Here is a 21,194-nt window from a genome sequence, read left to right as displayed (position 1 = left end):
AAAGGTCGTTGGCTTAACCCGCAAACAAAACCCAGCGCGATGACACCCGAATAATTCGGCTCGGTTCCCGGGCCTTACAGACGCATCTATCTTTCTTGAAGCGGCTTCCTTGCATATTCGCTCTACAATCTCGTCAAAGCAGGCGAATTCTCCAACTCAAATCGCCGCCGTTTGTCGAAATCGGACCGAAAGGCCCAACTGACAGCTCGCGGGAACGAAATCTGGGTATTCATCCCCAAAGCACTTTCTGTCTCCTGCGGATGACCATACTTACCTGACGACCGCCAAGGGTCTTTGTTAGGTTTCTACCGAAATTCAGCCGCATTGGACCGCGATGCCTCCGGTGCTAAGACTGCAACGAATCTCGGTCCTCGGAAACTCCCAACATGCAAACCAGATCCTGCCTGTCCGTTATCCTCGCCGCCGGTGAAGGCACGCGCATGAAGAGCGCGATGCCGAAGGTGCTGCACCAGATCGCCGGACTGCCGATGGTCGCCCATGTGGTGAAAGCGGCCGAGGCCGCCGGCGCCCGCAGCCAGGCGCTGGTGATCGGCCATGGCGCCGATGATATGCGCAAGGCGGCGGCGAAATTCGCGCCCAAGGCCGAGACCTTCGTGCAGGAGAAGCGGCTCGGCACTGCGCATGCCGTGCGGGCTGCGCGCGATGCGATATCAAAGGGTTATGATGATATTCTCGTGATGTTCGGCGATACGCCGCTGATCGATGCTGAAGCCCTGGTGACCGCGCGGCGAAAGCTTGCCGATGGCGCGGCTGTTGTGGTGATCGGCTTCCGCCCGCCCAGCCCGACCGGCTATGGCCGGCTGATCGAAAAGGGCGGCAAGCTCACCGCCATCCGCGAGGAGAAGGACTGCTCCGCCGAGGAAAAGAAGATCGGCTTCTGTAATGCCGGCATGATGGCGGTGGCGGGCAAGCATGCGCTCGACCTGCTCGACCAGGTTGGCAACAAGAACGCCAAGGGCGAGTTCTATCTCACCGACATCGTCGAGATCGCCAGTGCGAAAGGGCTCGATGTCGTTGCCACCGAAACCAGCTTCGAGAGTGCGCTCGGCATCAACAACCGAGCCGAACTGGCGCAGGCCGAAGGCATCTGGCAGGTGCGCCGGCGCTACGAGGCCATGCTGTCAGGCGTAACGCTGATCGCGCCGGAAACCGTGTATTTCTCGCATGACACCGAAATCGGCGCCGATACGATCGTCGAGCCCAATGTCTGGTTCGGACCGGGCGTGAAAATTGCAACCGGCGCCAAGATCCACGCTTTCAGCCACATCGAAGGCGCCACCATTGCCTCCAACTGCGATGTCGGGCCGTTCGCGCGGCTGCGGCCGGGTGCCGATCTTCGCAACAAGGCCAAGGTCGGCAATTTCTGCGAGGTCAAGCAGGCGGTCATCGAGGAGGGCGCCAAGGTCAATCATCTGACCTATATCGGCGATGCCCGTGTGGGCGCTGGGGCCAATATCGGCGCCGGCACCATTACCTGCAACTATGACGGCTACTCGAAGTTTTTCACCGACATCGGCGAGGGCGCCTTCATCGGTTCGAACTCGTCGCTGGTGGCGCCGGTTACGATCGGCAAGGGCGGCTACATCGCCTCGGGTAGCGTCATAACCGAAAGCGTGCCGGACGATGCGCTGGCCTTCGGCCGCGCCCGCCAGAAGACCATTCCCGGCAAGGGCAAGGAATTGCGCGAGCGCTTCGCGTCTGCCGCAGCGGCGAATAAAAAGGCCGGCACCGACCATTAACCGCCGAAGCAATTGAACAACCGAGGAATTGCGGTAACCGGATTGCAAGAGCGGTGTGTCATAGTGCATCGGGTTGAGAAGCGTTCCGTTACAGCAGACGAAACGCAAAGTGACTTTCGCGGCGGGCCGGCAATCCCTAGATAGCGCTGGTTTTCCATCGGGACTGGTTTTCCAGCGGGAATTGGGGGCAGGCATATGTGCGGTATCGTCGGAATTGTCGGCCAGAGCCAGGTCGCGCCGCTGATCGTCGATGCGCTGAAGCGGCTGGAATATCGCGGCTATGACTCGGCCGGTGTCGCCACGGTCGAGCATGGCCGGCTTGGCCGCCGCCGCGCCGAAGGCAAGCTGATCAACCTCGAACGCCGGCTGAAGGACGAGCCGCTCAATGGCACGATCGGCATCGGCCACACGCGCTGGGCCACGCATGGCGTGCCCAACGAGACCAACGCCCATCCACATTTTTCCGACGGCGTCGCCATCGTCCACAACGGCATCATCGAGAATTTCGCCGAACTGCGCGACGAACTGATCCGCGACGGCTATTCCTTCTCGTCACAGACCGACACCGAGGTCGTGGCGCACCTGGTGGCGCGCGAACTCGCCAAGGGGTTGAAGCCGATCGAGGCGGCGCATCAGGCGCTGAAGCGGCTGGAAGGCGCCTTTGCTCTGGCCATCATGTTCACCGGCGACGAGGACCTCATCGTCGGCGCCCGCAATGGCCCGCCGCTGGCCGTCGGCCATGGCGATGGCGAGATGTTTCTGGGCTCCGACGCCATCGCGCTGGCGCCGTTCACCAATTCCATCACCTATCTCGAAGACGGCGACTGGGCGGTGGTGCGCCGCGATGGCGTCACCATCTTCGACATCGACGGCAAAGAGGTTGCCCGCAAGCGCCAGCAATCGCTGTCGACCAGCTTCATGGTCGACAAGGGCAACCGCCGCCATTTCATGGAAAAGGAAATCCATGAACAGCCGGAAGTGATCTCGCACACGCTGGCGCATTATGTCGATTTCGTCTCCGGCGTGTCGAAGCCGCTGGAGCTGCCGTTCGACTTCGCCAAGATCGGCCGGCTGGCGATCTCGGCCTGCGGCACCGCCTATCTCGCGGGGTTGATCAGCAAATACTGGTTCGAGCGCTATGCGCGGCTGCCGGTCGACATCGATGTCGCCTCGGAGTTCCGCTACCGCGAAATGCCGCTGTCGGCTGATGACGCGGCCTTCTTCATTTCGCAGTCCGGCGAAACCGCCGACACGCTGGCCTCGCTGCGCTATTGCCGCAAGGCGGGCATGAAGATCGGCGCCATCGTCAATGTGCGCGAATCGACCATGGCGCGCGAATCCGATGTCGTGCTGCCGACCTTGGCCGGCCCGGAGATCGGTGTAGCCTCGACCAAGGCTTTCACCTGCCAGCTTTCGGTGCTGGCCTCGCTGGCGGTGCGCGCCGGCGTGGCCCGCGGCACGATCTCGAAGGACGAGGAAAAGACGCTGGTACGCGCTCTTTCGGAGGCGCCTCGCTACGCCAACCAGGTGCTCAAGCTCGAGGAGCAGATCGAGCGCATCGCGCGCGAAATCTCGCGCTACAAGGACGTGCTCTATCTCGGCCGCGACACCAATTTCCCGCTGGCCATGGAAGGCGCACTGAAACTCAAGGAAATCTCCTACATCCACGCCGAGGGCTACGCCGCGGGCGAGCTGAAGCATGGGCCTATCGCGCTGATCGACGAGAACATGCCGGTCATCGTCATCGCGCCGCATGACCGTATCTTCGAAAAGACCGTGTCGAACATGCAGGAAGTGGCGGCGCGCGGCGGCAAGATCATCCTGATCACCGACGCCAAGGGCGCGGCGCAGGTCAGCGTCAAGACGATGGAGACGATCATCCTGCCCGACGTGCCGGAAATCATCTCGCCGATTATCTATGCGCTGCCGATCCAGATGCTGGCCTACTACGCCGCCGTCTTTATGGGGACAGACGTCGACCAGCCGCGCAATCTAGCGAAATCGGTGACCGTGGAGTAGTCGGCGCTCATCGGCGGTCTTAAAAACTTCGCGGTTCCAAAGCGCCGTTCGCTTCACTAGTGTGGCCCTGCAACCCGCGTCCCCGGTGAACCATGTCTGATGCTCCCAGAACTTCCGGCATGACCCGGCTGAGGAACTATTTCCTCACAGGCTTTATCGTCTGCGCGCCGCTGGCGATCACCGCCTATATCGCCTGGTCGTTCGTCGGCTGGGTCGATTCCTGGGTGAAGCCGTACATTCCGGCGCGCTACAGCCCCGACACCTATTTGCCGTTTCCGGTGCCCGGCTTCGGCCTGATCGTGGCGCTCGTGCTGATCACGCTGATCGGCTTCATGACCGCCAACATCGTCGGCCGCGCGATCGTCAATTTCGGCGAACGGCTGCTTGGCCGTATGCCGCTGGTGCGCGGCATCTACGGTTCGCTGAAGCAGATATTCCAGACGGTGCTGTCGAACAAGGGCGATATGTTCCGCCAGGTCGGGCTGGTCGAATATCCGCGAAAAGGCGTCTGGTCGCTGGTCTTCGTCGCCAGCGAGAAGGAAACCGAGATCAACCAGAAGCTCGACCATGCAGGCGACCCGATGATCGCCGTGTTCATGCCGTGCACGCCGAACCCTACCACCGGTTTCCTGATGTACGTGCCGAAATCCGACATCGTGCTGCTCGACATGACGATCGAGGACGGCGCCAGGCTGATCGTCTCGGCCGGGCTGGTGGCGCCCGAAGTCAAGCCGAAAATGGTGACTATGAACGGCCAGCCGATCGACGGAGATCTCGCCAACCCGCCGCTTGGCGGGCTGATCGCCGAGGGCGCTCAGCCGGCGCGCAAGAGCCGTACGGCCTCGTCGCGGCCGAACAAATAGAGCAGCAGGCGCAGCGCCTCGCCGCGCTCAGACTGTAGTTCCGGGTCGCGCGACAGGATCAGCCTTGCATCGTCGCGGGCTGCTTCGAGCAAGTCGGCGTGCACCTCGATGCGCGCCACCTGGAAGCCCGGCGTGCCGGACTGGCGGGTGCCGAGCAATTCGCCTTCGCCGCGCAGCTTCAGATCCTCTTCGGCGATCAGGAAACCGTCCTCGGTCTCGCGCATCACCGACAGCCGGCGCTTTGCCGTCTCGCCGAGCGGGTCCTTGTAAAGCAGCACGCAGGAAGAAGGCTTGTCGCCGCGCCCGACGCGGCCGCGCAACTGGTGCAGTTGCGCCAGGCCAAAACGCTCGGCATGCTCGATGACCATGATCGTGGCGTCCGGCACGTCGACGCCGACCTCGATAACGGTGGTGGCGATCAGGATGCGGGTTTCGCCGGCCTTGAAGGCGCGCATCGCCTCGTCCTTTTCGGCGCCCTTCATGCGGCCATGGACGAGGCCGATGCGATCGCCGAACAAGGGCTGCAGCGAGGCAAAACGGTCCTCGGCCGACATCAGCTTGATCTCTTCGGATTCCTCGACCAGCGGGCAGATCCAGTAGATCTTCTGGCCGTCGGCAACCGCGTCCAGCATGCGACCGACCAACTCGTCCAGCCGTTCCAGTGGCAGCGTGACGGTGCGGATCGGCTGGCGGCCGATCGGTTTTTCCGTCAGCTTGGAGACGTCCATGTCGCCGAAGGCGGTCAGCACCAGAGTGCGCGGGATCGGCGTCGCCGTCATCACCAGCATGTCGGGGGCGTCGCCCTTGGCGGTGATGGCAAGCCGCTGGTGGACGCCGAAGCGGTGTTGCTCGTCGACCACGGCAAAGACGAGGTCGTGATAGGTCACCGTTTCCTGGAACAGCGCATGGGTGCCGACGACGATGTCGATCTCGCCGCTGGCGAGACCTGATAGCGTTTCAGTGCGTTCGCGGCCCTTTTCGCGGCCGGTCAGGATAGCGACGCGCAGGCCGGCCTGTTCGGCCAGCGGCGTGATTGTAGCCAGATGCTGGCGCGCCAGGATTTCGGTCGGCGCCATCAAGGCCGCCTGGCCGCCGGCCTCGACTGCGCGCCCCATGGCCAGCAGCGCCACTACCGTCTTGCCGGAGCCGACATCGCCTTGCAGCAGGCGCAGCATGCGCTCGGGGTCGGCCAGATCGGCATTGATTTCGGCAAGCGCGAATTCCTGGCTGCCGGTCAATGAATACGGCAGGGCTGCGCGCAGTTTCTCGACGATGCGACCGTCGCCGATGAGCGGCCGGCCCGACAGCCGGCGCACTTTTGCCCGCACCAATGCCAGCGAGACCTGGCCGGCGAGAAGCTCGTCATAGGCAAGGCGGCGCCATGCCACCCCCTCGATGGCGACATCGATCGGGTCCGCGGGATAGTGGATGCGGGCGAGCGCGTCGGCGAAGGCGGGGAAAGTCTGCTTGCGCATGAAGGCGCCGTCCTGCCATTCCGGCAATTCCGGCAGCCGGCCGAGCGCCTGGCCGATGGCGCGGCGCAGCACCTTGCCCGACAGGCCGGCGGTCAGCGGATAGACCGGTTCGACCAGCGGCAGTGTTTCCGCCTCGCTCACCAGGGCGATATGGTCGGGATGGACCATGGTCGGGCGGCCGTTGAACCACTCCATGCGGCCGGAGACGACGACATGCTCGCCCACCGGCATCGCCTTTTCGAGATAGGCGGCATGGGCGTGGAAGAAGATCAGGCCGATCTCGCCGGTGTCGTCATGGGCATAGACGCGGTAAGGCACCGACCGGTTGCCGCGCGGCGGCGGCTGGTGGCGGTCGATGCGCACGTCGAGCGTGACGATGGCGCCGGCCGGCGCAAGCGCGATGCCGGGACGATTGCGACGGTCGATGACGGTGTGCGGCAGCACGAACAACAGGTCGCCCGCGCGCGCCGGCCGTTCGCCGAGATCGGCCGCCACCACCTTCTCGATCAGAGCGCCAACCTTGGGGCCGACGCCGGCAAGCGAAGTGATGGGGACGAAGAGAGGGTCGAGGAGGGAGGGGCGCATGCCTTTACCCTCCCCCCTGTGGGGAGGGTCGATCCGCGAAGCGGAGCGGGGTGGGGGTAGGTGCGCGTCTAACTTTCGAGGAAGTCGGTAGGTCAGCGCCGCACCCCCACCCCGTCTCACCCGCTTCGCTTTGCGAAGCGTGCTCGCCGACCCTCCCCACAAGGGGGAGGGTGAAGTGCGGGCGGTGTCCGGCACCAGCGTTGTCAGGAGTGTTCTTCACACCCGGGATGTTTAGCCGCCCACCCGTGCGTTGCAAGGCTGACACCGCCCTCTATCCACGCTATATGCGCCGCACCAAGCAAGGATGCGGCACGATGACCGGGACGAAACGATCAAGCGAGGGGCTGGATATCAGGCGCCGCAAGCTGTTGTTCCGCTCCTGGCATCGCGGGATGCGCGAGATGGACCTTATCCTCGGTACGTTTGCCGACAACGAGATCGGCGCCTTGACCGGCGATGAAATCGACCAATATGAAAGGCTGCTCGACATTCCCGACACCGAATTCCTGCCCATGGTCACCGGCGAACGCCCGGTTCCCAGGAATATCGACTGTGCCGTCCTGCAAAAGATCCTGGCATCGCGCCGGACCATGACATTTTAAACGTGCAACCATGAGCCTCATTCCCAAAATCGGTCTGCCGAAAGGCCGTGCCGGCCAGTTCATCGTCGACGGCGTTGCCGATGGCTACGAAGCCTTTGCGCTGGTGCAGGCGATCCATGAGATTGCGCCTGACAAACCGGTGCTGTTCGTGGCGCGCGACGGCCAGCGCCTGCCGTCGATCATCGAGGCGCTGACCTTTGCCGCCCCCGGCCTGCCGGTGCTGGAGTTGCCGGCCTGGGATTGCCTGCCCTATGACCGCGTTTCGCCAGGCTCCGATGCCGCTGCCAAGCGGCTCGACGCCCTGACGGCGATGATCGCGCTGGCAAAAAAGCCGCATCGCGCGGTCATCCTGACCACTGCCAATGCGCTGCTGCAGCGCATTCCGCCGGCCGATCTGGTCGAAGCGCAGACTTTCCACGCAAAGCCCGGCAACCAGATCGACATGAACGCGCTGGTGTCCCGGCTGGAGATTTCCGGCTTCGAGCGGGTGCCGACGGTGCGCGGTATCGGCGAATTCGCCGTGCGCGGCGGCATCCTCGACCTCTACGCACCCGGCTGGACGGAAGCACTGCGGCTCGATTTCTTCGGCGACACGCTGGAATCGATCCGCGTCTTCGACGCCGCCACGCAGCGCACCACCGGCCAGCGCAAGTCGATGGCGCTGCAGGCGATGAGTGAAGTGGCGCTGACCCCCGAAACCATCAGCCGCTTCCGCCGCTTCTATATCGAAGCCTTTGGCGCGCCGCAGCGCGACGACGGCCTTTATGCGGCGGTGAGCGAAGGGCGGCGCTTTGCCGGCATGGAGCACTGGCTGCCGCTGTTCTACGAGCGGCTGGAGACAGTGTTTGATTATCTGCCGGATGCGCCTGTCATCTTCGACCATCTGGCGCACGAAGCGCTGGCTGAGCGTCACACGCTGATCCTCGACCACTACGAAGCGCGCCGCAAACAGGCCGACGCCGCCTTGAAGGACGCCGTGCCCTACAAGCCGGTGGCGCCGGACCTGCTCTATCTCTCACCGGAAAACCTCGTAGCGTCCCTCGGACCGCGCGAAGCCATCGACTTCACCGCCTTCGACGCGCCCGATGTCGGGGCCAAAAAGGTGTTCCATGGCGGTTCGCGCCACGGCCGCAGCTTCGCCGAGGAACGTGCCGACCCCAACGCCAACGTCTTCGACGTCGTGGTGAAGCATATTGCCGACGAGCGCGCGGCACGCCGGCGGGTCATCGTCGCCGGTTGGACCGAAGGATCGCTCGATCGGCTCGGCCAGATCCTGGCCGAGCATCATCTCGGCAATCTGGTGCCGGTGGCGACGTTGGCCGAGGCGGAAAAACTCGAGCCGGGCCAGGCGGCGCTTGCGGTGCTGCCGCTGGAATCCGGCTTCGAGACCGAACAACTGGTCGTCGTCGCCGAACAGGATATTCTGGGCGACCGGCTGATCCGGCGCTCGAAGCGCAAGAAGCGCGCGTCGGATTTCATTGCCGAGGCGTCGTCGTTGTCGGCGGGCGACATCGTCGTCCATGCTGATCACGGCATTGGCCGTTTCATCGGCCTGCGCACCATCGAGGCGGTCGGCGCGCCGCATGATTGCCTGGAAATCCACTATGCCGGCGACGACCGGCTGTTCCTGCCGGTGGAAAACATCGAGCTTCTGTCGCGCTACGGCTCTGACACAGCCGAGGCGACGCTGGACAAGCTCGGCGGCGGCGCCTGGCAGTCGCGCAAGGCGCGGCTGAAGAAGCGCCTGCTCGACATGGCCGGACAGTTGATCCGCATTGCCGCCGAGCGCCAGATGCGTACCGCGCCGCCCATGATGCCGGCGGAAGGGCTTTACGGCGAATTCTCGGCGCGCTTTCCCTACGAGGAGACCGACGACCAGCAGGGCGCGATCGATGCCGTCGTGGACGATCTCGGCGCCGGCAAGCCGATGGACCGGCTGATCTGCGGCGATGTCGGCTTCGGCAAGACCGAAGTGGCGTTGCGCGCCGCCTTCATCGCGGCGATGGAAGGGTTCCAGGTCGCGGTCGTGGTGCCGACGACGCTGTTGTCGCGCCAGCATTTCAAGACTTTTTCGCAGCGCTTCTCCGGCCTGCCGATCCGCGTCGGCCAGGCCTCGCGGCTGGTCGGCGCCAAGGAACTGGCGGAAACCAAGAAAGCCATCGCCGAGGGGCAGGTCGACATCGTCATCGGCACCCATGCACTGCTCGGGTCGGCGATCTCGTTCAAGAATCTCGGCCTGCTGATCATCGACGAGGAGCAGCATTTTGGAGTCAAGCACAAGGAGCGGCTGAAGGACCTCAAGACCGACGTCCACGTGCTGACGCTGTCGGCGACGCCGATCCCGCGCACGCTGCAGCTTGCCTTGACCGGCGTGCGCGAACTGTCGCTGATCGCCACGCCGCCGGTCGACCGCATGGCGGTGCGCACCTTCATCTCGCCTTTCGACCCGCTGGTCATCCGCGAGACGCTGCTGCGCGAACGCTACCGCGGCGGCCATTCCTTCTATGTCGTTCCGCGCATCAGCGATCTCGCCGAAATCCATGATTTCCTGCGCGAATCCGTCCCCGAGCTGAAGGTGGCGGTGGCCCATGGCCAGATGCCGCCGGGCGAACTCGACGACATCATGAACGCCTTCTATGACGGCCAGTACGACGTGCTGTTGTCGACCACCATCGTCGAATCCGGGCTCGACATTCCGACCGCCAACACGCTGATCATCCATCGCGCCGATATGTTCGGCCTGTCGCAGCTCTACCAGCTGCGCGGCCGCGTCGGCCGTTCCAAGGTGCGGGCATATGCGTTGTTCACGCTGCCGGCCAACCGCAAGCTCACCGACACGGCCGAGCGCCGGCTGAAGGTGCTGCAGTCGCTGGACACGCTTGGCGCCGGGTTCCAGCTCGCCAGCCACGACCTCGACATCAGGGGCGCCGGCAATCTACTCGGCGAAGAACAATCCGGACACATCAAGGAGGTCGGCTTCGAGCTTTACCAGCAGATGCTGGAAGAGGCGGTGGCCGAGGTGAAGGATTCCGGCGAGGTTCAGGATGGCGGCTGGTCGCCGCAGATCGCCGTCGGCACGGCTGTCATGATCCCGGAGAGCTATGTGCCGGACCTGCAGCTCAGGCTGGCGCTCTACCGCCGCCTCGGTGACCTCGAAAACACCGAGGAAATCGACGCTTTCGGCACCGAACTGATCGACCGCTTCGGCCCGCTGCCGGAAGAGGTGAAGCATCTCTTGAAGATTGTCTTCATCAAGGCGCTATGCCGCAGGGCCAATGTCGAAAAGCTGGATGCCGGCCCCAAGGGCGTCGTCATCCACTTCCGCAAGCGCGAGTTCTCCAACCCGGTCGGGCTGGTCAAATACATCGGCGAGCAGGGTTCGCTGGCCAAGATCAGGACCGACCACAGCGTGGTCTTCATCCGCGACTGGCCAACGGCGGAGAAGCGCCTGGCGGGCTCGGCCGTCGTCATGACGCAACTGGCGCGGCTGGTGGAGAAGGCCGCCTAGTTGTGGGACTTCGCTTAGCAAAGATCGCTTCTGGGTCTGCGACGATTGGAGCCATTGAAGTATTTTGGCCCAAGGGATCAGTTTGACCCAAGGGATCAGATGGATCCTGCAACTCATCGCTGAACGGGGAAATCCATGAACCCGCAGACCTTCGATGAATACTGGCTCGGTTATCTTGCCGGCCATTCAAAACCTTCGACTCGGTTTGTCCACTATATCGGCCTGTTTTTCGCGCCGCTCGCCGGGATCGCGGCCTCCTTTCTCGTCGTCTGGTGGGCTTTCCTGGTCATCATTCCGTTCTTCTATGTCGCGGCTTTTCTCACTCACCCTTTCCTTGAGCACAACAGCAACAAGCCGTTTGCGGATCGGCCGTTATGGAGCGCCATCGCCTTGCTGCGCATGCTTGCACTTGATCTGACAGGTGGGCTCGGTCGCCAGCTCAGGCGATTGGACGAGGTCGCCCGATAGCATGGCGACAGCGGTTGTCGCTCTCTGTTCGGCCATTCTGCTGCTCGGGGCCGGCTTTCATCTCTATTGGGGTTTCGGTGGGCGCCTTGGCGCCGGCGTCGCGCTGCCGCAGCGCGAGGACGGCACTCCCGCCATCAAGGAGATGGCCTTTGGGGCGATGGCGGTGGGGGTGATCCTGGCGGTGGTGCTGCTGCTGGTTCTCGGCTTGACCGGCGCGGTCCGCCTGCCGCTGCCACAACCGTTGCTGAAGGCCGGCATCATCTTGTGGGCGATCATCTTCAGCGCGCGGGCGTTGAGCTGGTCCCGGTATTTCGGGCTGTTCAAGCGGGTCAGGACCACGCGTTTTGCCAGCTACGACAGCTGGTTCTACAGTCCGTCATGTCTGCTGCTGGGGCTGGGCCTTTTCTATCTCGCTTTGTCACAGACGGCAGAGTGAACTGCCAGCCACCCATTCGCCAGCGCTTGAATTCCGGTCTAGAATAGGAAATCGGCTTCGTGTATGGAGCCGCGATCCCCATGTGGGGCGGGAATGGCGGGCAAAAGCCTGCTGGAAAAGGCGTTTGGGTGCAGCGATGACGAAATGGTCGCCGAATTCTTGGAGAGCGAAGCCGATCAAGCAGGTTCCTGCCTATCCGGACCTTGCCGCGCTGAAGAGCACGGAAGCCCAGCTCGCCACCTTTCCGCCGCTGGTTTTTGCAGGTGAGGCGCGCAAGCTGAAGAAGCAACTTGCAGCTGTCGCTGCCGGTGACGCATTCCTTCTGCAGGGCGGCGATTGCGCCGAGAGTTTCGCCGAGCATGGCGCGGACAACATCCGCGACTTCTTCCGCGTCTTCCTGCAGATGTCGGTGGTGCTGACCTTTGCCGGCGCACAGCCGGTGGTGAAGGTCGGCCGTGTTGCCGGCCAGTTCGCCAAGCCGCGCTCGTCCGACAATGAGACCAAGGGCGAAGTGACGCTGCCGAGCTACCGTGGCGACATCATCAACGGCATCGAGTTCGACCCGAAGTCGCGCATTCCCGACCCGGCCCGCCAGGAGATGGCTTACCGCCAGTCGGCGGCGACGCTCAACCTGTTGCGCGCCTTCGCCCAGGGCGGCTATGCCAGCCTAGAGAACGTGCATAGCTGGATGCTGGGTTTCGTCTCCGACAGCCCGCAGGGCGAGAAGTATGGCATGCTCGCCAACCGCATCACCGAGACGATGGACTTCATGAAGGCCGTCGGCATCACCTCGGAGACCAACTACGCGCTGCGCGAGACCGACTTTTACACCAGTCACGAGGCGCTGCTGCTCGGCTATGAAGAGGCGCTGACCCGCGTCGATTCGACCTCCGGCGACTGGTACGCAACGTCGGGCCACATGATCTGGATCGGCGACCGCACCCGACAGCCCGACCATGCGCATGTCGAATATTGCCGCGGCATCAAGAACCCGCTCGGCCTCAAATGCGGCCCGTCGCTAACGACTGACGGCCTGCTGGAGCTCATCGACCTGCTCAATCCGGAGAACGAGCCGGGCCGGCTGACGCTGATCGCCCGCTTCGGCTCCGACAAGGTCGCCGACCATCTGCCGAAGCTGGTGCGCGCGGTGCAGAAGGAAGGCCGCAGCGTCGTGTGGTCGTCCGACCCGATGCACGGCAACACCATCGAGGCAGCCGGCTACAAGACGCGGCCATTCGACCGCATCCTCAAGGAAGTACAGACCTTCTTCGAAGTGCATCGCGCTGAGGGCACGCACCCGGGCGGCATCCATGTCGAGATGACCGGCAAGAACGTCACCGAATGCACCGGCGGCGCCCGCGCCATCACCGCAGAGGAACTGCAGGATCGCTACCACACCCATTGCGACCCGCGCCTCAACGCCGACCAGGCGATCGAGCTGGCGTTCCTGGTGTCCGACCTCTTGAAGAAGACCCATCCGATCCGGCACAAGCAGGCCGTGAACGGCTGAGAGCCTGTTTTCAGAAACTGAAATGATAAGCGCCGGAGAAATCCGGCGCTTTTTCGTTTAGATCAACGCCCGCGTTCCCAGCGCAATCCGTTGAGCCGGGGATCGTTGGCAAAGGCAGTTCTGGAAAACTCGATCCGCTTCTCCGGAAATTCTGAGATGGCCTGGACGCCGAGGGAGCCCAGCCGGATGCGCCATGTGTGCGGCTCCAGCGGCTTGGCCTTGGTAAAGCCGCGGCATGTCAGCAGCGCCACATTGACGCCCTTCGGGTCGCGCGCCGAACGGTAACGGATCGCCTCCAGCCCAGCCTCACGCGCGACATCGGCAATCGCCTGGCTGGCGGCATAGCCGGTCGGATGCGTCCAATGGGCCCGGTCGCGGTCGAGCGGCGGCCGCGTCAGGTCGATGGCATTGTCGGTACGGATCGCGGCGGCGAAGGCGGTGTATTCGGCGGCGTCGTGCGGCCATGGCGTCTCGGGCGAATCGGCGAAGAACAGCAGGCGGTAGAAGGCCATTTCGGCGACCGCCGTCATGATCGTCTCCGCCGCGTAGTAGACCCCCAGAGTGCGGCCGGCGCGGCGGAAGCGCGAGCCGTAGGGATAGATCGAGCCGTAGCGGAAGGGCGTCGCCAGGAGGTAGTGGAGATGCCGGCATTCCATGGGGATTTGCGGCTTGGTCTCCTCGATCAGATCCTCGAGCAGCGCCTGTTCGTCCAGCGTGTCGACGATCTTCAGCGTCGAGACGCGGTGCTGCGCCTCGACCATGCGCCAGTATTTGCCGTCGAGCCGGACGGCTTCAGACGAGAGCGCGTCGGGAGTCCAGATAGGCAATGACATCGACAAGCCCGGTAATGGTGAGGATCTTTTCAAGCGGGCTGCCATCGAAAGCCGTGTTGGCGTTCTTCAGCCATGCCCGGGCTATCGTCTCGTCACCGCCGACAATGGCATCGAGCGAACGGAACAGCCGCACGAACAGCACCGCGAGTTCGAACGGCTTGGTGCCGCGCTCCAGCAGGAATTCCTGCCTGCGCATGCGTGAAACCGTGGCTTCCGAGACGCCGATGATCGACGCAAGCACCCTGGCGGTTATATCCAAGAGTTCGGCGGCGCGCAGCGTGGCCTTGGTCAGAACCGCGTTTTCGGCCGCCGTCGCGGTGAGATCAGGGGCGGCATTGGGTTGTGTAACAGACATGGCCTCTCTCTTTCCATGGAAAATATAGTCCACTGAAATTCATATGGAAAGAGGCGGGATCCGATAAATTTGCCTGTGCCCGGGAATTGGCTGCACGCCGAAGTGTCAGTCTTTCTTGTATAGCAGCCAGTTCTTGCCCGTGCGGCCGGCCATTGTCGAGTGCCGGGTGACGCGGTTGCGCCCGCCAACCTTGGAGCGGTAGAGCGCCCGGTCCGCCTTGGTGTAAAGATCCTCCGGGCTTTCCGCTTCGGAAGCCATGCAGATGCCCATGGAAACGGTCACCGTGCCGTAATTGGCGCCGGTCTGGCTGCTGGTGAACGGCGTCTGTTCGATCAGCACGCGGATGCGTTCGGCGATCTCGTAAGTGGTATCCTCGCTGGCGCCCTCGACGATCAGCGCGAATTCCTCCCCGCCGGTGCGGGCAACGAACATGTCTTCACGGATGCTGGTCTGGAAGATTTCAGCGACGATCTGGATGATCTTGTCGCCGACCGGGTGGCCGTAGCGATCGTTGACACCCTTGAAATGGTCGATGTCGGCAAGGATCAGGGCGTTGAACAGGATCCCCTTGTTGGAGGTGTAAATCGCCGTGATTTGCTTGTCGAAGGCGCGGCGGTTCCAGATATGGGTCAAGGGGTCGGTGTCGGCGAGCCGCTTGTACTCCTCAAGCTTCGACTTGACGCTCTCCAGTTCCGCCGTCTTGTCGCTCAGCGTGGTTGCAACCTGCTTGCCGTGGTCGAGGGTCGAGTTGGTGGCCGCCGCCATGGCGCTGGCGACCTTCTGCAGCAGATCCTGCGAAAGCAGGCTGCGGTTGGCGAGGCCACTCGATGTCTCATCGAGGATCTTGCCGTATTTCTCGATATGGCTACGTTCGCTGCGCAGCAGCAAGGCGATGTCCTCGAGTTCCCTGGCCAGCACGTCGCGCGCCTGCTCGACAATGCCGGGACCGTGATGCTGGGCAAAGAAAGCGCGGCCGATGCGGTCGAGATCGTCCTGCGTCGGCTGGTTGCCGAGCGCGACGACGGCCAGGCCGAGTTCGCGATTGGTGCCTTTCAGTGCTTCGTAGAAGATTTCGTAATTGCGCGGCAGGCCAAGCACGCCGAGCTGACGCATGGTCGCCACAACGGCTGTTGCAATGTCGCTGTTTCGGTCGGTCTGGACGGCTGCCGGCTGCATGTTCTGTTCACTCTGCCTCTGGGAACCATCGCAGACCGTGCGAGATGCCGCCGACCGGAGAGTGCCAGCCGTATTTCGGATCATCCTGCGAAAGACACGTCCCCAATCGCGACATTCGCTTGGCAACGACCATAGATGCGCCGGCGCTAAAGTTTCCTTAATGTGCCGCCAGGTAACGCGTCCGTTCTACCGCAGGCTGCAGAAATGGTTTGCAAAGATCCTGAGGTCAGGTCCGAACACGCCCACCCCATGTCGCATTTGCCGGTGCCCGGCTGCGGCAAAACTGAAATCCTCTCGGCCAGCGGCGAAGCCGTGGACGATGGCTGGTGGAGGTAGGGATGAGCAACAACCACAGCGGATCTTGCCTGTGTGGAGCCGTGCGTTTCCAGACGCGAGGGCCGTTGCGCGGCGTCATTTATTGCCACTGTTCGCAGTGCCGCAAGCAGAGCGGGCATTTTTACGCCGCGACCAACGTCGCCGACGGCGACATCACGATAACCGGGGCCGACAACATCAGCTGGTACGAATCGTCTTCCTTTGCCAAGCGCGGCTTTTGCAAGATCTGCGGCTCGGTGCTGTTCTGGAAGCCGGGTCAGGATGCCTATGTCTCTGTTCTGGCCGGATCGTTCGACAACCCGACCGGGCTCGAAGGCCAATGCCACATCTTTGTCGGCGACAAGGGCGATTACTATACGATCGACGATGGACTGCCGCAGTTCGAGAAGTCGACGCCGACGATCAAGGTTGCGGAGGAGTGATTTTGCGGCGGCTGCCTTATTCCCTTGATCCAGCCATTGCGATATCCCCTGCCGGTGATTCGAAGGGGATGCGGCATGCAGCGGCTGATCGGTGCTTACTTCAATTCTGTGCGAGCCTTTCGCAAGCTCGCCGCCAGCGAAAGGGCATTTCAGCAGGAACTGATGCTGCTGGTGCTGGCGCTGCCGCTCGGCTGGTTCGTCTCGGTCTCGTGGCGCGGCTACGCGCTGTTGATCGGCGCGGTGCTGCTGCTCATCATGGTCGAAGTGCTGAACACCGGCATCGAGGCAGCCTGCGATGCCTTCAGTCGCGAGTTCAACGTCGACATCCAGCTCGCCAAGGACTGCGGCTCGCTGGCGGTGCTGATTTCGGTTATTATCGTCGCCGGCGTCTGGGGAATCGCCCTCATCGAGCGCATCACGGGACTACCGATCTGATCTGAACGCTCCCATATGTTAGTCACCAAAGGAGACTGACGTCGTGGAAGCCAATTTTCTGCTGCTTGAAAGAGCCGGCCTGCCGGAAGACCTGCGCTGGCTGGCGGAAAAATATCCGCGCGAGACATGGCAGGGCCACGCCAACATCCACGGCATGGCAAACATGTGGCTGCAGCGGCACGACATGTTCCGAGAGCTGGGCGGCATGCTCACCAACGGCATTGGCGACTATCGCGAAGGCAGGCTGACGGCGCCGGATTTCGCGCGCTGGTTCGCGCCGCGGCTGAACCACTTTCTCGGCAATCTCGACGGCCACACAATGTCGAGGACTACCAATATTTCCCGGCTTTCGCCAAGGCGGAGCCGCGCCTGAAGCGCGGCTTCGAAATCCTCGATGCCGACCATCACACCATTCATGAGGGGCTGGAGCGCAACGCCGAGACGGCGAACGCCTTCATCCGCACGCTCGAGGAGAGCGAGGACAGGCAGCGCTTCGCCGCCGACGCCTATGCGGACGAGAACAGCCGGCTGATCGCCATGCTGAAGCGGCATCTGGCCGACGAGGAAGATCTCATCATCCCGCTGATCCTCGATCGCGGCGACCGGGCTCTGGTGGAGGACGACGACTGAACCTTACGATGTGGTTTCGCTGTCGCGGGCGTCCTTGGCGCGCTCCTTGCCGGCGACGGTGCGGGCGATGAGCCAGGCAAGGATGGCGACACCCAGACCTATGGCAAGCGCGATCAGCAGCCGTTCGTGATGGAGCAGTGCCTTGCCTATCATCTGCTCGGCGCCGAGGCCGAAGACGTAGCCGATGCCGCAGAACAAAGCCGCCCAGACCAGCGACGACACCGCGTTGAGGATAACGAAGCGCGCTACCGAAATGCTGGCGAAACCGGCCGCGATGCCGCCGACCAGGCGCAGGCCATAGATGTAGCGGTTGGACAGGACGAATATGTTGGGATGGGACGAGACGAGACGGTAGGCGTGGTTGAAGCCGGGCCTCGCCTTCAGTTTCAGCACCCTGGGATGGTCGGCAAAGCTGCGGCCGAGAATGAAGAAAAACGTGTCGCCGACGAAGGCGCCAATGGCGGCCGTGAGGAAAGCCTTCCAGAGGATGAAGACATGCTGATGGGCGAAGAAGCCGCCGAGGATGGCCGCACTTTCGCCTTCGGCGACACAGCCCATGAAAACCGCGATCAACCCATATTGCTCGATGAGGTGATGGACGATCCCGGTCATTGAGAGGTTTGCCGGCCCGACAGTTTTTCGTCTATGCGGTTCACCTGTTCGGCCAGGCGCGCGATGTCCTCGCGCACGCCGATGATCTGGCTGTGGCGCAGTTCGTCCAGCTTTTCATGCAGAGCCATGATCTCGATCTCGGCCTTGAGGTTGACCTCATAGTCATGCGCGGCGTCGATGCGGTCGCGCGCGGCCTGGCGGTTCTGCGACATCATGATCACCGGCGCCTGCAAGGCGGCGATCATCGACAGCACCAGGTTGAGGAAGATGAAGGGGTAGGGGTCGAACGAGTCTCGCCCGAGCAGCCACCAATTGGCGCCGATCCACAGCACCAGGAAAGCAATGAAGGACAGGATGAACGTCCACGAGCCGCCGATGCGGGCAATGGCATCGGCGATCCGGTCGCCGGCGCCCTGAAGGCCGGTGAGGCTGTCGTCGATATCCTGCGAGATGGGCTTGCGGTCGACAGTGCTCTGCAACACCCGCCGCTCGAGCTCGCTGAGGGTTTCAGGCGTTCGCCTCAACCAGCGGTTGGCAAGTTCTGGCACGGTCTTGTGCATGGATGTCTCCATAGGAAAAGCGTCGGCTTGGCAGCCTTGTTTGCATATAGGAAGATGGCGTTTCGTCAAAAGCGCGGCGCGAGGATGCAGGATGCCCGATTTCGCGAAGATTCGCGCCCGTGCTGCAAAACGCAAAGGCGGCGACGCGGTGCTGACGTCGCTGCTCGGGCCGGCGTCTGACAATGCTGCTGTTGCCGACATTACGGACGATCGCATCCTGTCGACGATGGCCGAGCGGGTGTTTGCCGCCGGCTTCGTCTGGCGCGTCATCGAACAGAAATGGCCGGGCTTCGAGGAAGCCTTTCTCCATTTCGAGCCGAAACGGCTGTTGTTTCAACCTGATGACTTCTGGCACGACCTGACGGCTGATCAACGCATTGTGCGCAACCCGCAGAAGATCAAATCCGTCCGCGACAACGCCGCCTTCGTTGAGCGTGTGTCGAAGGAACATGGCGGTTTCGGCAAATTCCTCGCGGAGTGGCCTGACGACGACCAGGTCGGGCTGATGGCGTATCTCGGCAAGCATGGCAGCCGGCTTGGCGGCAACACCGGCCAGTATTTCCTGCGCTGGCTGGGCTGGGACGCATTTGTCATCTCAGCCGATATGGGGGCGGCACTGCGCGACGGCGGCCTCGACATCGCCGAAAGTCCGACGTCGAAGAGGGATCTCGACAAGATTCAGGCGCAGATCAACAAATGGGCGAAGGAAACCGGCCTGCCGCGCCGGCACATTTCGCGCATTCTGGCGATGTCGATCGGAAAGAACCATTCGCCGCAATCGCTGCGCGAATATATGGGCGACGACTGATCACCGAATTGGTCCAAACGAACGCCATTGCCCGGGCAAATTTGCCGCGCTAAACCGCACAGATGACCCAGAAGACCGCACCCGATATTCTGCGCATCGCCGTTGCCCAGCTCAACCCGACGGTCGGCGATGTCGCCGGCAACCTTGCCAAGGCGCGCGAGGCGAGGGCGGATGCCGCCCGCCAGGGCGCCGACATCGTGCTCTACACCGAGCTTTTCCTTGCCGGTTATCCGCCGGAGGACCTGGTGCTGAAGCCGGCCTTCCTCAAGGTTTGCGAGAAGGCCGCTCAGGATTTCGCCGCGGATACCTCCGATGGCGGGCCGGGCGTCATCATCGGCACGCCGCTGAAGCGCAAGAGCGGCACCCACAATTCGATCATCGTCGCCGATGGCGGCAAGATCCTCGCCGAGCGCTACAAGCTCGATTTGCCAAACTATGGCGAGTTCGACGAGAAGCGCGTCTTTCAGGCCGGCCCCGAGGCTCAGGGACCCGTCAATTTCCGCGGTGTGCGCATCGGAATTCCGATCTGCGAGGACATCTGGGGCGACGTCGGCATCTGTGAAACCCTGGCCGAGAGCGGCGCGGAAATCCTGCTGGTGCCGAACGGCTCGCCCTACTACCGCGCCAAAATGGACGTGCGCCATCAGGTCGTTATCCGCCAGGTCATCGAGACCGGTTTGCCGATGATCTATGCCAATCAGATCGGCGGCCAGGATGAGCTGATCTTCGACGGCGCCTCTTTTGCCATCGGCGCCGACAAGACGCTCGCCTTCCAGATGAGCCAGTTCGAGGAAACTGTCGACGTCACCACCTGGAAGCGCAACCGCGTCGCCGCAGGCGCGCAAAACGCAGAAGAGTTCGACGGCTGGGTCTGCTCGGAAGGGCCGATGTCGAAAATCCCAGAGCGCGAGGAGGCGGACTACCGCGCCTGCATGCTCGGCCTGCGCGACTACGTCAACAAGAACGGCTTCAAGAACGTCGTGCTGGGTCTCTCCGGCGGCATCGATTCGGCGATCTGCGCCGCATTGGCCGTCGATGCGCTCGGCGAGGAGCGGCTGCGGGCGGTGATGATGCCCTACCGCTATACCTCGGAGGATTCGCTGAAGGATGCCGAGGATTGCGCCCGTGCGCTTGGCTGCCGCTATGACATCGTGCCGATCTTCGAACCGGTCGAGGGTTTTCTGCATACGCTGACGCAGCTTTTCGAGGGCACCAAGGAAGGCATTACCGAGGAAAATTTGCAGAGCCGCGCGCGCGGCACGATCCTGATGGCGATCTCCAACAAGTTCGGCTCGATGGTCGTCACCACGGGCAACAAGAGCGAGATGTCGGTGGGCTACGCCACGCTTTATGGCGACATGAATGGCGGCTTCAACCCGATAAAAGACCTCTACAAGATGCAGGTCTATGCGCTGTCGCGCTGGCGCAACAGCCATGTGCCGCCGGGCGCGCTCGGTCCCTCAGGCGAGGTGATCCCCAGGAATATCATCGACAAGGCGCCGTCGGCGGAATTGCGCGAGAACCAGACCGACCAGGATTCGCTGCCGCCCTATCCGGTGCTGGACGACATTCTGGAATGCCTGGTCGAGAACGAAATGGGCGTCGACGACATCGTCGCGCGCGGCCACGACCGGGCGACGGTGACGCGCGTCGAACATTTGCTCTACATTGCCGAGTACAAACGCCGGCAAGCGGCGCCGGGTGTGAAGATCACCCGTAAGAATTTTGGACGCGACCGCCGCTATCCCATCACCAACCGTTTCAGGGATAGCGGCTAAACATCTGATTAAATTGATGAACC

General features: G+C 62.9%; 19 protein-coding genes. 13 read left to right on the top strand and 6 right to left on the bottom strand.

What is annotated here, in order from left to right:
- Nucleotides 1-386 precede the first annotated feature (386 nt).
- The 3 genes from glmU to X756_RS151875 all read left to right on the top strand — a co-directional run bounded on the left by glmU (nt 387) and on the right by X756_RS151875 (nt 4,642).
- Nucleotides 387-1,760 carry a bifunctional UDP-N-acetylglucosamine diphosphorylase/glucosamine-1-phosphate N-acetyltransferase GlmU gene (glmU, locus tag X756_RS151865; RefSeq protein ID WP_023729848.1) on the top strand — a complete coding sequence of 458 codons (1,374 nt, stop codon included), beginning with the start codon at nt 387-389 and terminating at the stop codon, nt 1,758-1,760.
- Nucleotides 1,761-1,955: 195 nt separating this feature from the next.
- Nucleotides 1,956-3,779 carry a glutamine--fructose-6-phosphate transaminase (isomerizing) gene (gene glmS / locus X756_RS151870; RefSeq protein ID WP_023729847.1) on the top strand — a complete coding sequence of 608 codons (1,824 nt, stop codon included), beginning with the start codon at nt 1,956-1,958 and terminating at the stop codon, nt 3,777-3,779.
- A 92-nt stretch (nt 3,780-3,871) separates the two neighbouring features.
- On the top strand, nt 3,872-4,642 hold the full coding sequence (locus tag X756_RS151875) for a DUF502 domain-containing protein (protein ID WP_031193123.1): 771 nt from the start codon (nt 3,872-3,874) through the stop codon (nt 4,640-4,642).
- On the opposite strand, the gene recG is transcribed toward X756_RS151875, so the two are convergent.
- Nucleotides 4,594-6,702, bottom strand: a complete 2,109-nt coding sequence (recG, locus tag X756_RS151880) for an ATP-dependent DNA helicase RecG (RefSeq protein ID WP_023688323.1) — start codon at nt 6,700-6,702, stop codon at nt 4,594-4,596. The two genes, X756_RS151875 and recG, sit on opposite strands and share 49 nt — an antisense overlap.
- 314 nt (nt 6,703-7,016) lie before the next feature.
- Between recG and X756_RS151885 the strand changes: the two genes are divergently transcribed.
- The 5 genes from X756_RS151885 (at nt 7,017) to X756_RS151900 (ending at nt 13,226) form a co-directional block, all read left to right on the top strand.
- Entirely contained in the window at nt 7,017-7,304 is a 288-nt protein-coding gene (locus X756_RS151885) for a succinate dehydrogenase assembly factor 2 (RefSeq protein ID WP_023681561.1), read from the top strand.
- A gap of 10 nt (nt 7,305-7,314) precedes the next feature.
- A complete protein-coding gene (gene mfd, locus X756_RS151890) occupies nt 7,315-10,812 on the top strand; it encodes a transcription-repair coupling factor (RefSeq protein ID WP_023729846.1) in 3,498 nt (1,165 codons plus the stop codon).
- 135 nt (nt 10,813-10,947) lie between these two features.
- Entirely contained in the window at nt 10,948-11,280 is a 333-nt protein-coding gene (locus X756_RS151895) for a DUF962 domain-containing protein (RefSeq protein WP_023729845.1), read from the top strand.
- Nucleotide 11,281: 1 nt separating this feature from the next.
- The gene (locus tag X756_RS0134275; RefSeq protein ID WP_050589255.1) at nt 11,282-11,716 is read left to right on the top strand and encodes a DUF3995 domain-containing protein; all 435 of its coding nucleotides are present in this window, start codon (nt 11,282-11,284) and stop codon (nt 11,714-11,716) included.
- 136 nt (nt 11,717-11,852) lie between these two features.
- Nucleotides 11,853-13,226 carry a 3-deoxy-7-phosphoheptulonate synthase class II gene (locus tag X756_RS151900; RefSeq protein WP_023729843.1) on the top strand — a complete coding sequence of 458 codons (1,374 nt, stop codon included), beginning with the start codon at nt 11,853-11,855 and terminating at the stop codon, nt 13,224-13,226.
- Nucleotides 13,227-13,288: 62 nt separating this feature from the next.
- Here the strand turns inward: X756_RS151900 and X756_RS151905 are convergent, their stop codons facing one another.
- The 3 genes from X756_RS151905 to X756_RS151915 all read right to left on the bottom strand — a co-directional run bounded on the left by X756_RS151905 (nt 13,289) and on the right by X756_RS151915 (nt 15,590).
- Complete coding sequence (locus X756_RS151905; RefSeq protein ID WP_023729842.1) at nt 13,289-14,059, bottom strand: RES family NAD+ phosphorylase; 771 nt, start codon at nt 14,057-14,059, stop codon at nt 13,289-13,291.
- Nucleotides 14,019-14,414, bottom strand: coding sequence for an MbcA/ParS/Xre antitoxin family protein (locus tag X756_RS151910; protein WP_023667557.1), 396 nt, complete (start codon nt 14,412-14,414; stop codon nt 14,019-14,021). The genes X756_RS151905 and X756_RS151910 overlap by 41 nt, the downstream gene beginning before the upstream one ends.
- Before the next feature lie 105 nt (nt 14,415-14,519).
- A complete protein-coding gene (locus X756_RS151915; RefSeq protein ID WP_023681555.1) occupies nt 14,520-15,590 on the bottom strand; it encodes a GGDEF domain-containing protein in 1,071 nt (356 codons plus the stop codon).
- 338 nt (nt 15,591-15,928) lie between these two features.
- Between X756_RS151915 and X756_RS151920 the strand changes: the two genes are divergently transcribed.
- The 3 genes from X756_RS151920 (at nt 15,929) to X756_RS1000000170550 (ending at nt 17,156) form a co-directional block, all read left to right on the top strand.
- Complete coding sequence (locus tag X756_RS151920) at nt 15,929-16,348, top strand: GFA family protein (RefSeq protein ID WP_023667555.1); 420 nt, start codon at nt 15,929-15,931, stop codon at nt 16,346-16,348.
- A gap of 75 nt (nt 16,349-16,423) precedes the next feature.
- On the top strand, nt 16,424-16,783 hold the full coding sequence (locus X756_RS151925) for a diacylglycerol kinase (protein WP_023681553.1): 360 nt from the start codon (nt 16,424-16,426) through the stop codon (nt 16,781-16,783).
- Nucleotides 16,784-16,826: 43 nt separating this feature from the next.
- Nucleotides 16,827-17,156 (top strand): hypothetical protein, encoded by a 330-nt coding sequence (locus tag X756_RS1000000170550; protein ID WP_348529824.1) that lies wholly within the window; start codon nt 16,827-16,829, stop codon nt 17,154-17,156.
- 260 nt (nt 17,157-17,416) lie between these two features.
- Here the strand turns inward: X756_RS1000000170550 and X756_RS151930 are convergent, their stop codons facing one another.
- Both X756_RS151930 and X756_RS151935 read right to left on the bottom strand, forming a co-directional pair.
- Nucleotides 17,417-18,025, bottom strand: a complete 609-nt coding sequence (locus tag X756_RS151930) for a DedA family protein (protein ID WP_023729841.1) — start codon at nt 18,023-18,025, stop codon at nt 17,417-17,419.
- Nucleotides 18,022-18,585, bottom strand: a complete 564-nt coding sequence (locus tag X756_RS151935; RefSeq protein ID WP_023729840.1) for a DUF1003 domain-containing protein — start codon at nt 18,583-18,585, stop codon at nt 18,022-18,024. The genes X756_RS151930 and X756_RS151935 overlap by 4 nt, the downstream gene beginning before the upstream one ends.
- 91 nt (nt 18,586-18,676) lie before the next feature.
- Here X756_RS151935 and X756_RS151940 point away from each other — a divergent pair, with 91 nt between their 5' ends.
- The gene (locus X756_RS151940) at nt 18,677-19,393 is read left to right on the top strand and encodes a DNA-3-methyladenine glycosylase I (protein ID WP_023729839.1); all 717 of its coding nucleotides are present in this window, start codon (nt 18,677-18,679) and stop codon (nt 19,391-19,393) included.
- 62 nt (nt 19,394-19,455) lie between these two features.
- Entirely contained in the window at nt 19,456-21,171 is a 1,716-nt protein-coding gene (locus X756_RS151945) for an NAD+ synthase (RefSeq protein ID WP_023729838.1), read from the top strand.
- The last annotated feature ends 23 nt before the right edge of the window (nt 21,172-21,194 follow it).

The sequence above is a fragment of the Mesorhizobium sp. LNJC405B00 genome, assembly GCF_000502615.1.
Taxonomy (GTDB): Bacteria; Pseudomonadota; Alphaproteobacteria; order Rhizobiales; family Rhizobiaceae; genus Mesorhizobium.
The sequence above is the reverse complement of the archived record's forward strand: the minus strand, read 5'-3'. Positions and strand labels throughout refer to the sequence as shown.

Coding starts and splice junctions, on each gene's coding strand:
- X756_RS151875 (WP_031193123.1), top strand. CDS start 3,872: ATGTCTGATGCTCCCAGAACTTCCGGCATGACCCGGCTGAGGAACTAT.
- X756_RS0134275 (WP_050589255.1), top strand. CDS start 11,282: ATGGCGACAGCGGTTGTCGCTCTCTGTTCGGCCATTCTGCTGCTCGGG.
- X756_RS151940 (WP_023729839.1), top strand. CDS start 18,677: ATGCCCGATTTCGCGAAGATTCGCGCCCGTGCTGCAAAACGCAAAGGC.
- X756_RS151920 (WP_023667555.1), top strand. CDS start 15,929: ATGAGCAACAACCACAGCGGATCTTGCCTGTGTGGAGCCGTGCGTTTC.
- X756_RS151945 (WP_023729838.1), top strand. CDS start 19,456: ATGACCCAGAAGACCGCACCCGATATTCTGCGCATCGCCGTTGCCCAG.
- X756_RS151895 (WP_023729845.1), top strand. CDS start 10,948: ATGAACCCGCAGACCTTCGATGAATACTGGCTCGGTTATCTTGCCGGC.
- X756_RS151900 (WP_023729843.1), top strand. CDS start 11,853: ATGACGAAATGGTCGCCGAATTCTTGGAGAGCGAAGCCGATCAAGCAG.
- glmU (WP_023729848.1), top strand. CDS start 387: ATGCAAACCAGATCCTGCCTGTCCGTTATCCTCGCCGCCGGTGAAGGC.
- X756_RS151935 (WP_023729840.1), bottom strand. CDS start 18,585: ATGCACAAGACCGTGCCAGAACTTGCCAACCGCTGGTTGAGGCGAACG.
- X756_RS151915 (WP_023681555.1), bottom strand. CDS start 15,590: ATGCAGCCGGCAGCCGTCCAGACCGACCGAAACAGCGACATTGCAACA.
- X756_RS151910 (WP_023667557.1), bottom strand. CDS start 14,414: ATGTCTGTTACACAACCCAATGCCGCCCCTGATCTCACCGCGACGGCG.
- X756_RS151925 (WP_023681553.1), top strand. CDS start 16,424: ATGCAGCGGCTGATCGGTGCTTACTTCAATTCTGTGCGAGCCTTTCGC.
- X756_RS151905 (WP_023729842.1), bottom strand. CDS start 14,059: ATGTCATTGCCTATCTGGACTCCCGACGCGCTCTCGTCTGAAGCCGTC.
- recG (WP_023688323.1), bottom strand. CDS start 6,702: ATGCGCCCCTCCCTCCTCGACCCTCTCTTCGTCCCCATCACTTCGCTT.
- X756_RS151885 (WP_023681561.1), top strand. CDS start 7,017: ATGACCGGGACGAAACGATCAAGCGAGGGGCTGGATATCAGGCGCCGC.
- X756_RS151930 (WP_023729841.1), bottom strand. CDS start 18,025: ATGACCGGGATCGTCCATCACCTCATCGAGCAATATGGGTTGATCGCG.
- glmS (WP_023729847.1), top strand. CDS start 1,956: ATGTGCGGTATCGTCGGAATTGTCGGCCAGAGCCAGGTCGCGCCGCTG.
- mfd (WP_023729846.1), top strand. CDS start 7,315: ATGAGCCTCATTCCCAAAATCGGTCTGCCGAAAGGCCGTGCCGGCCAG.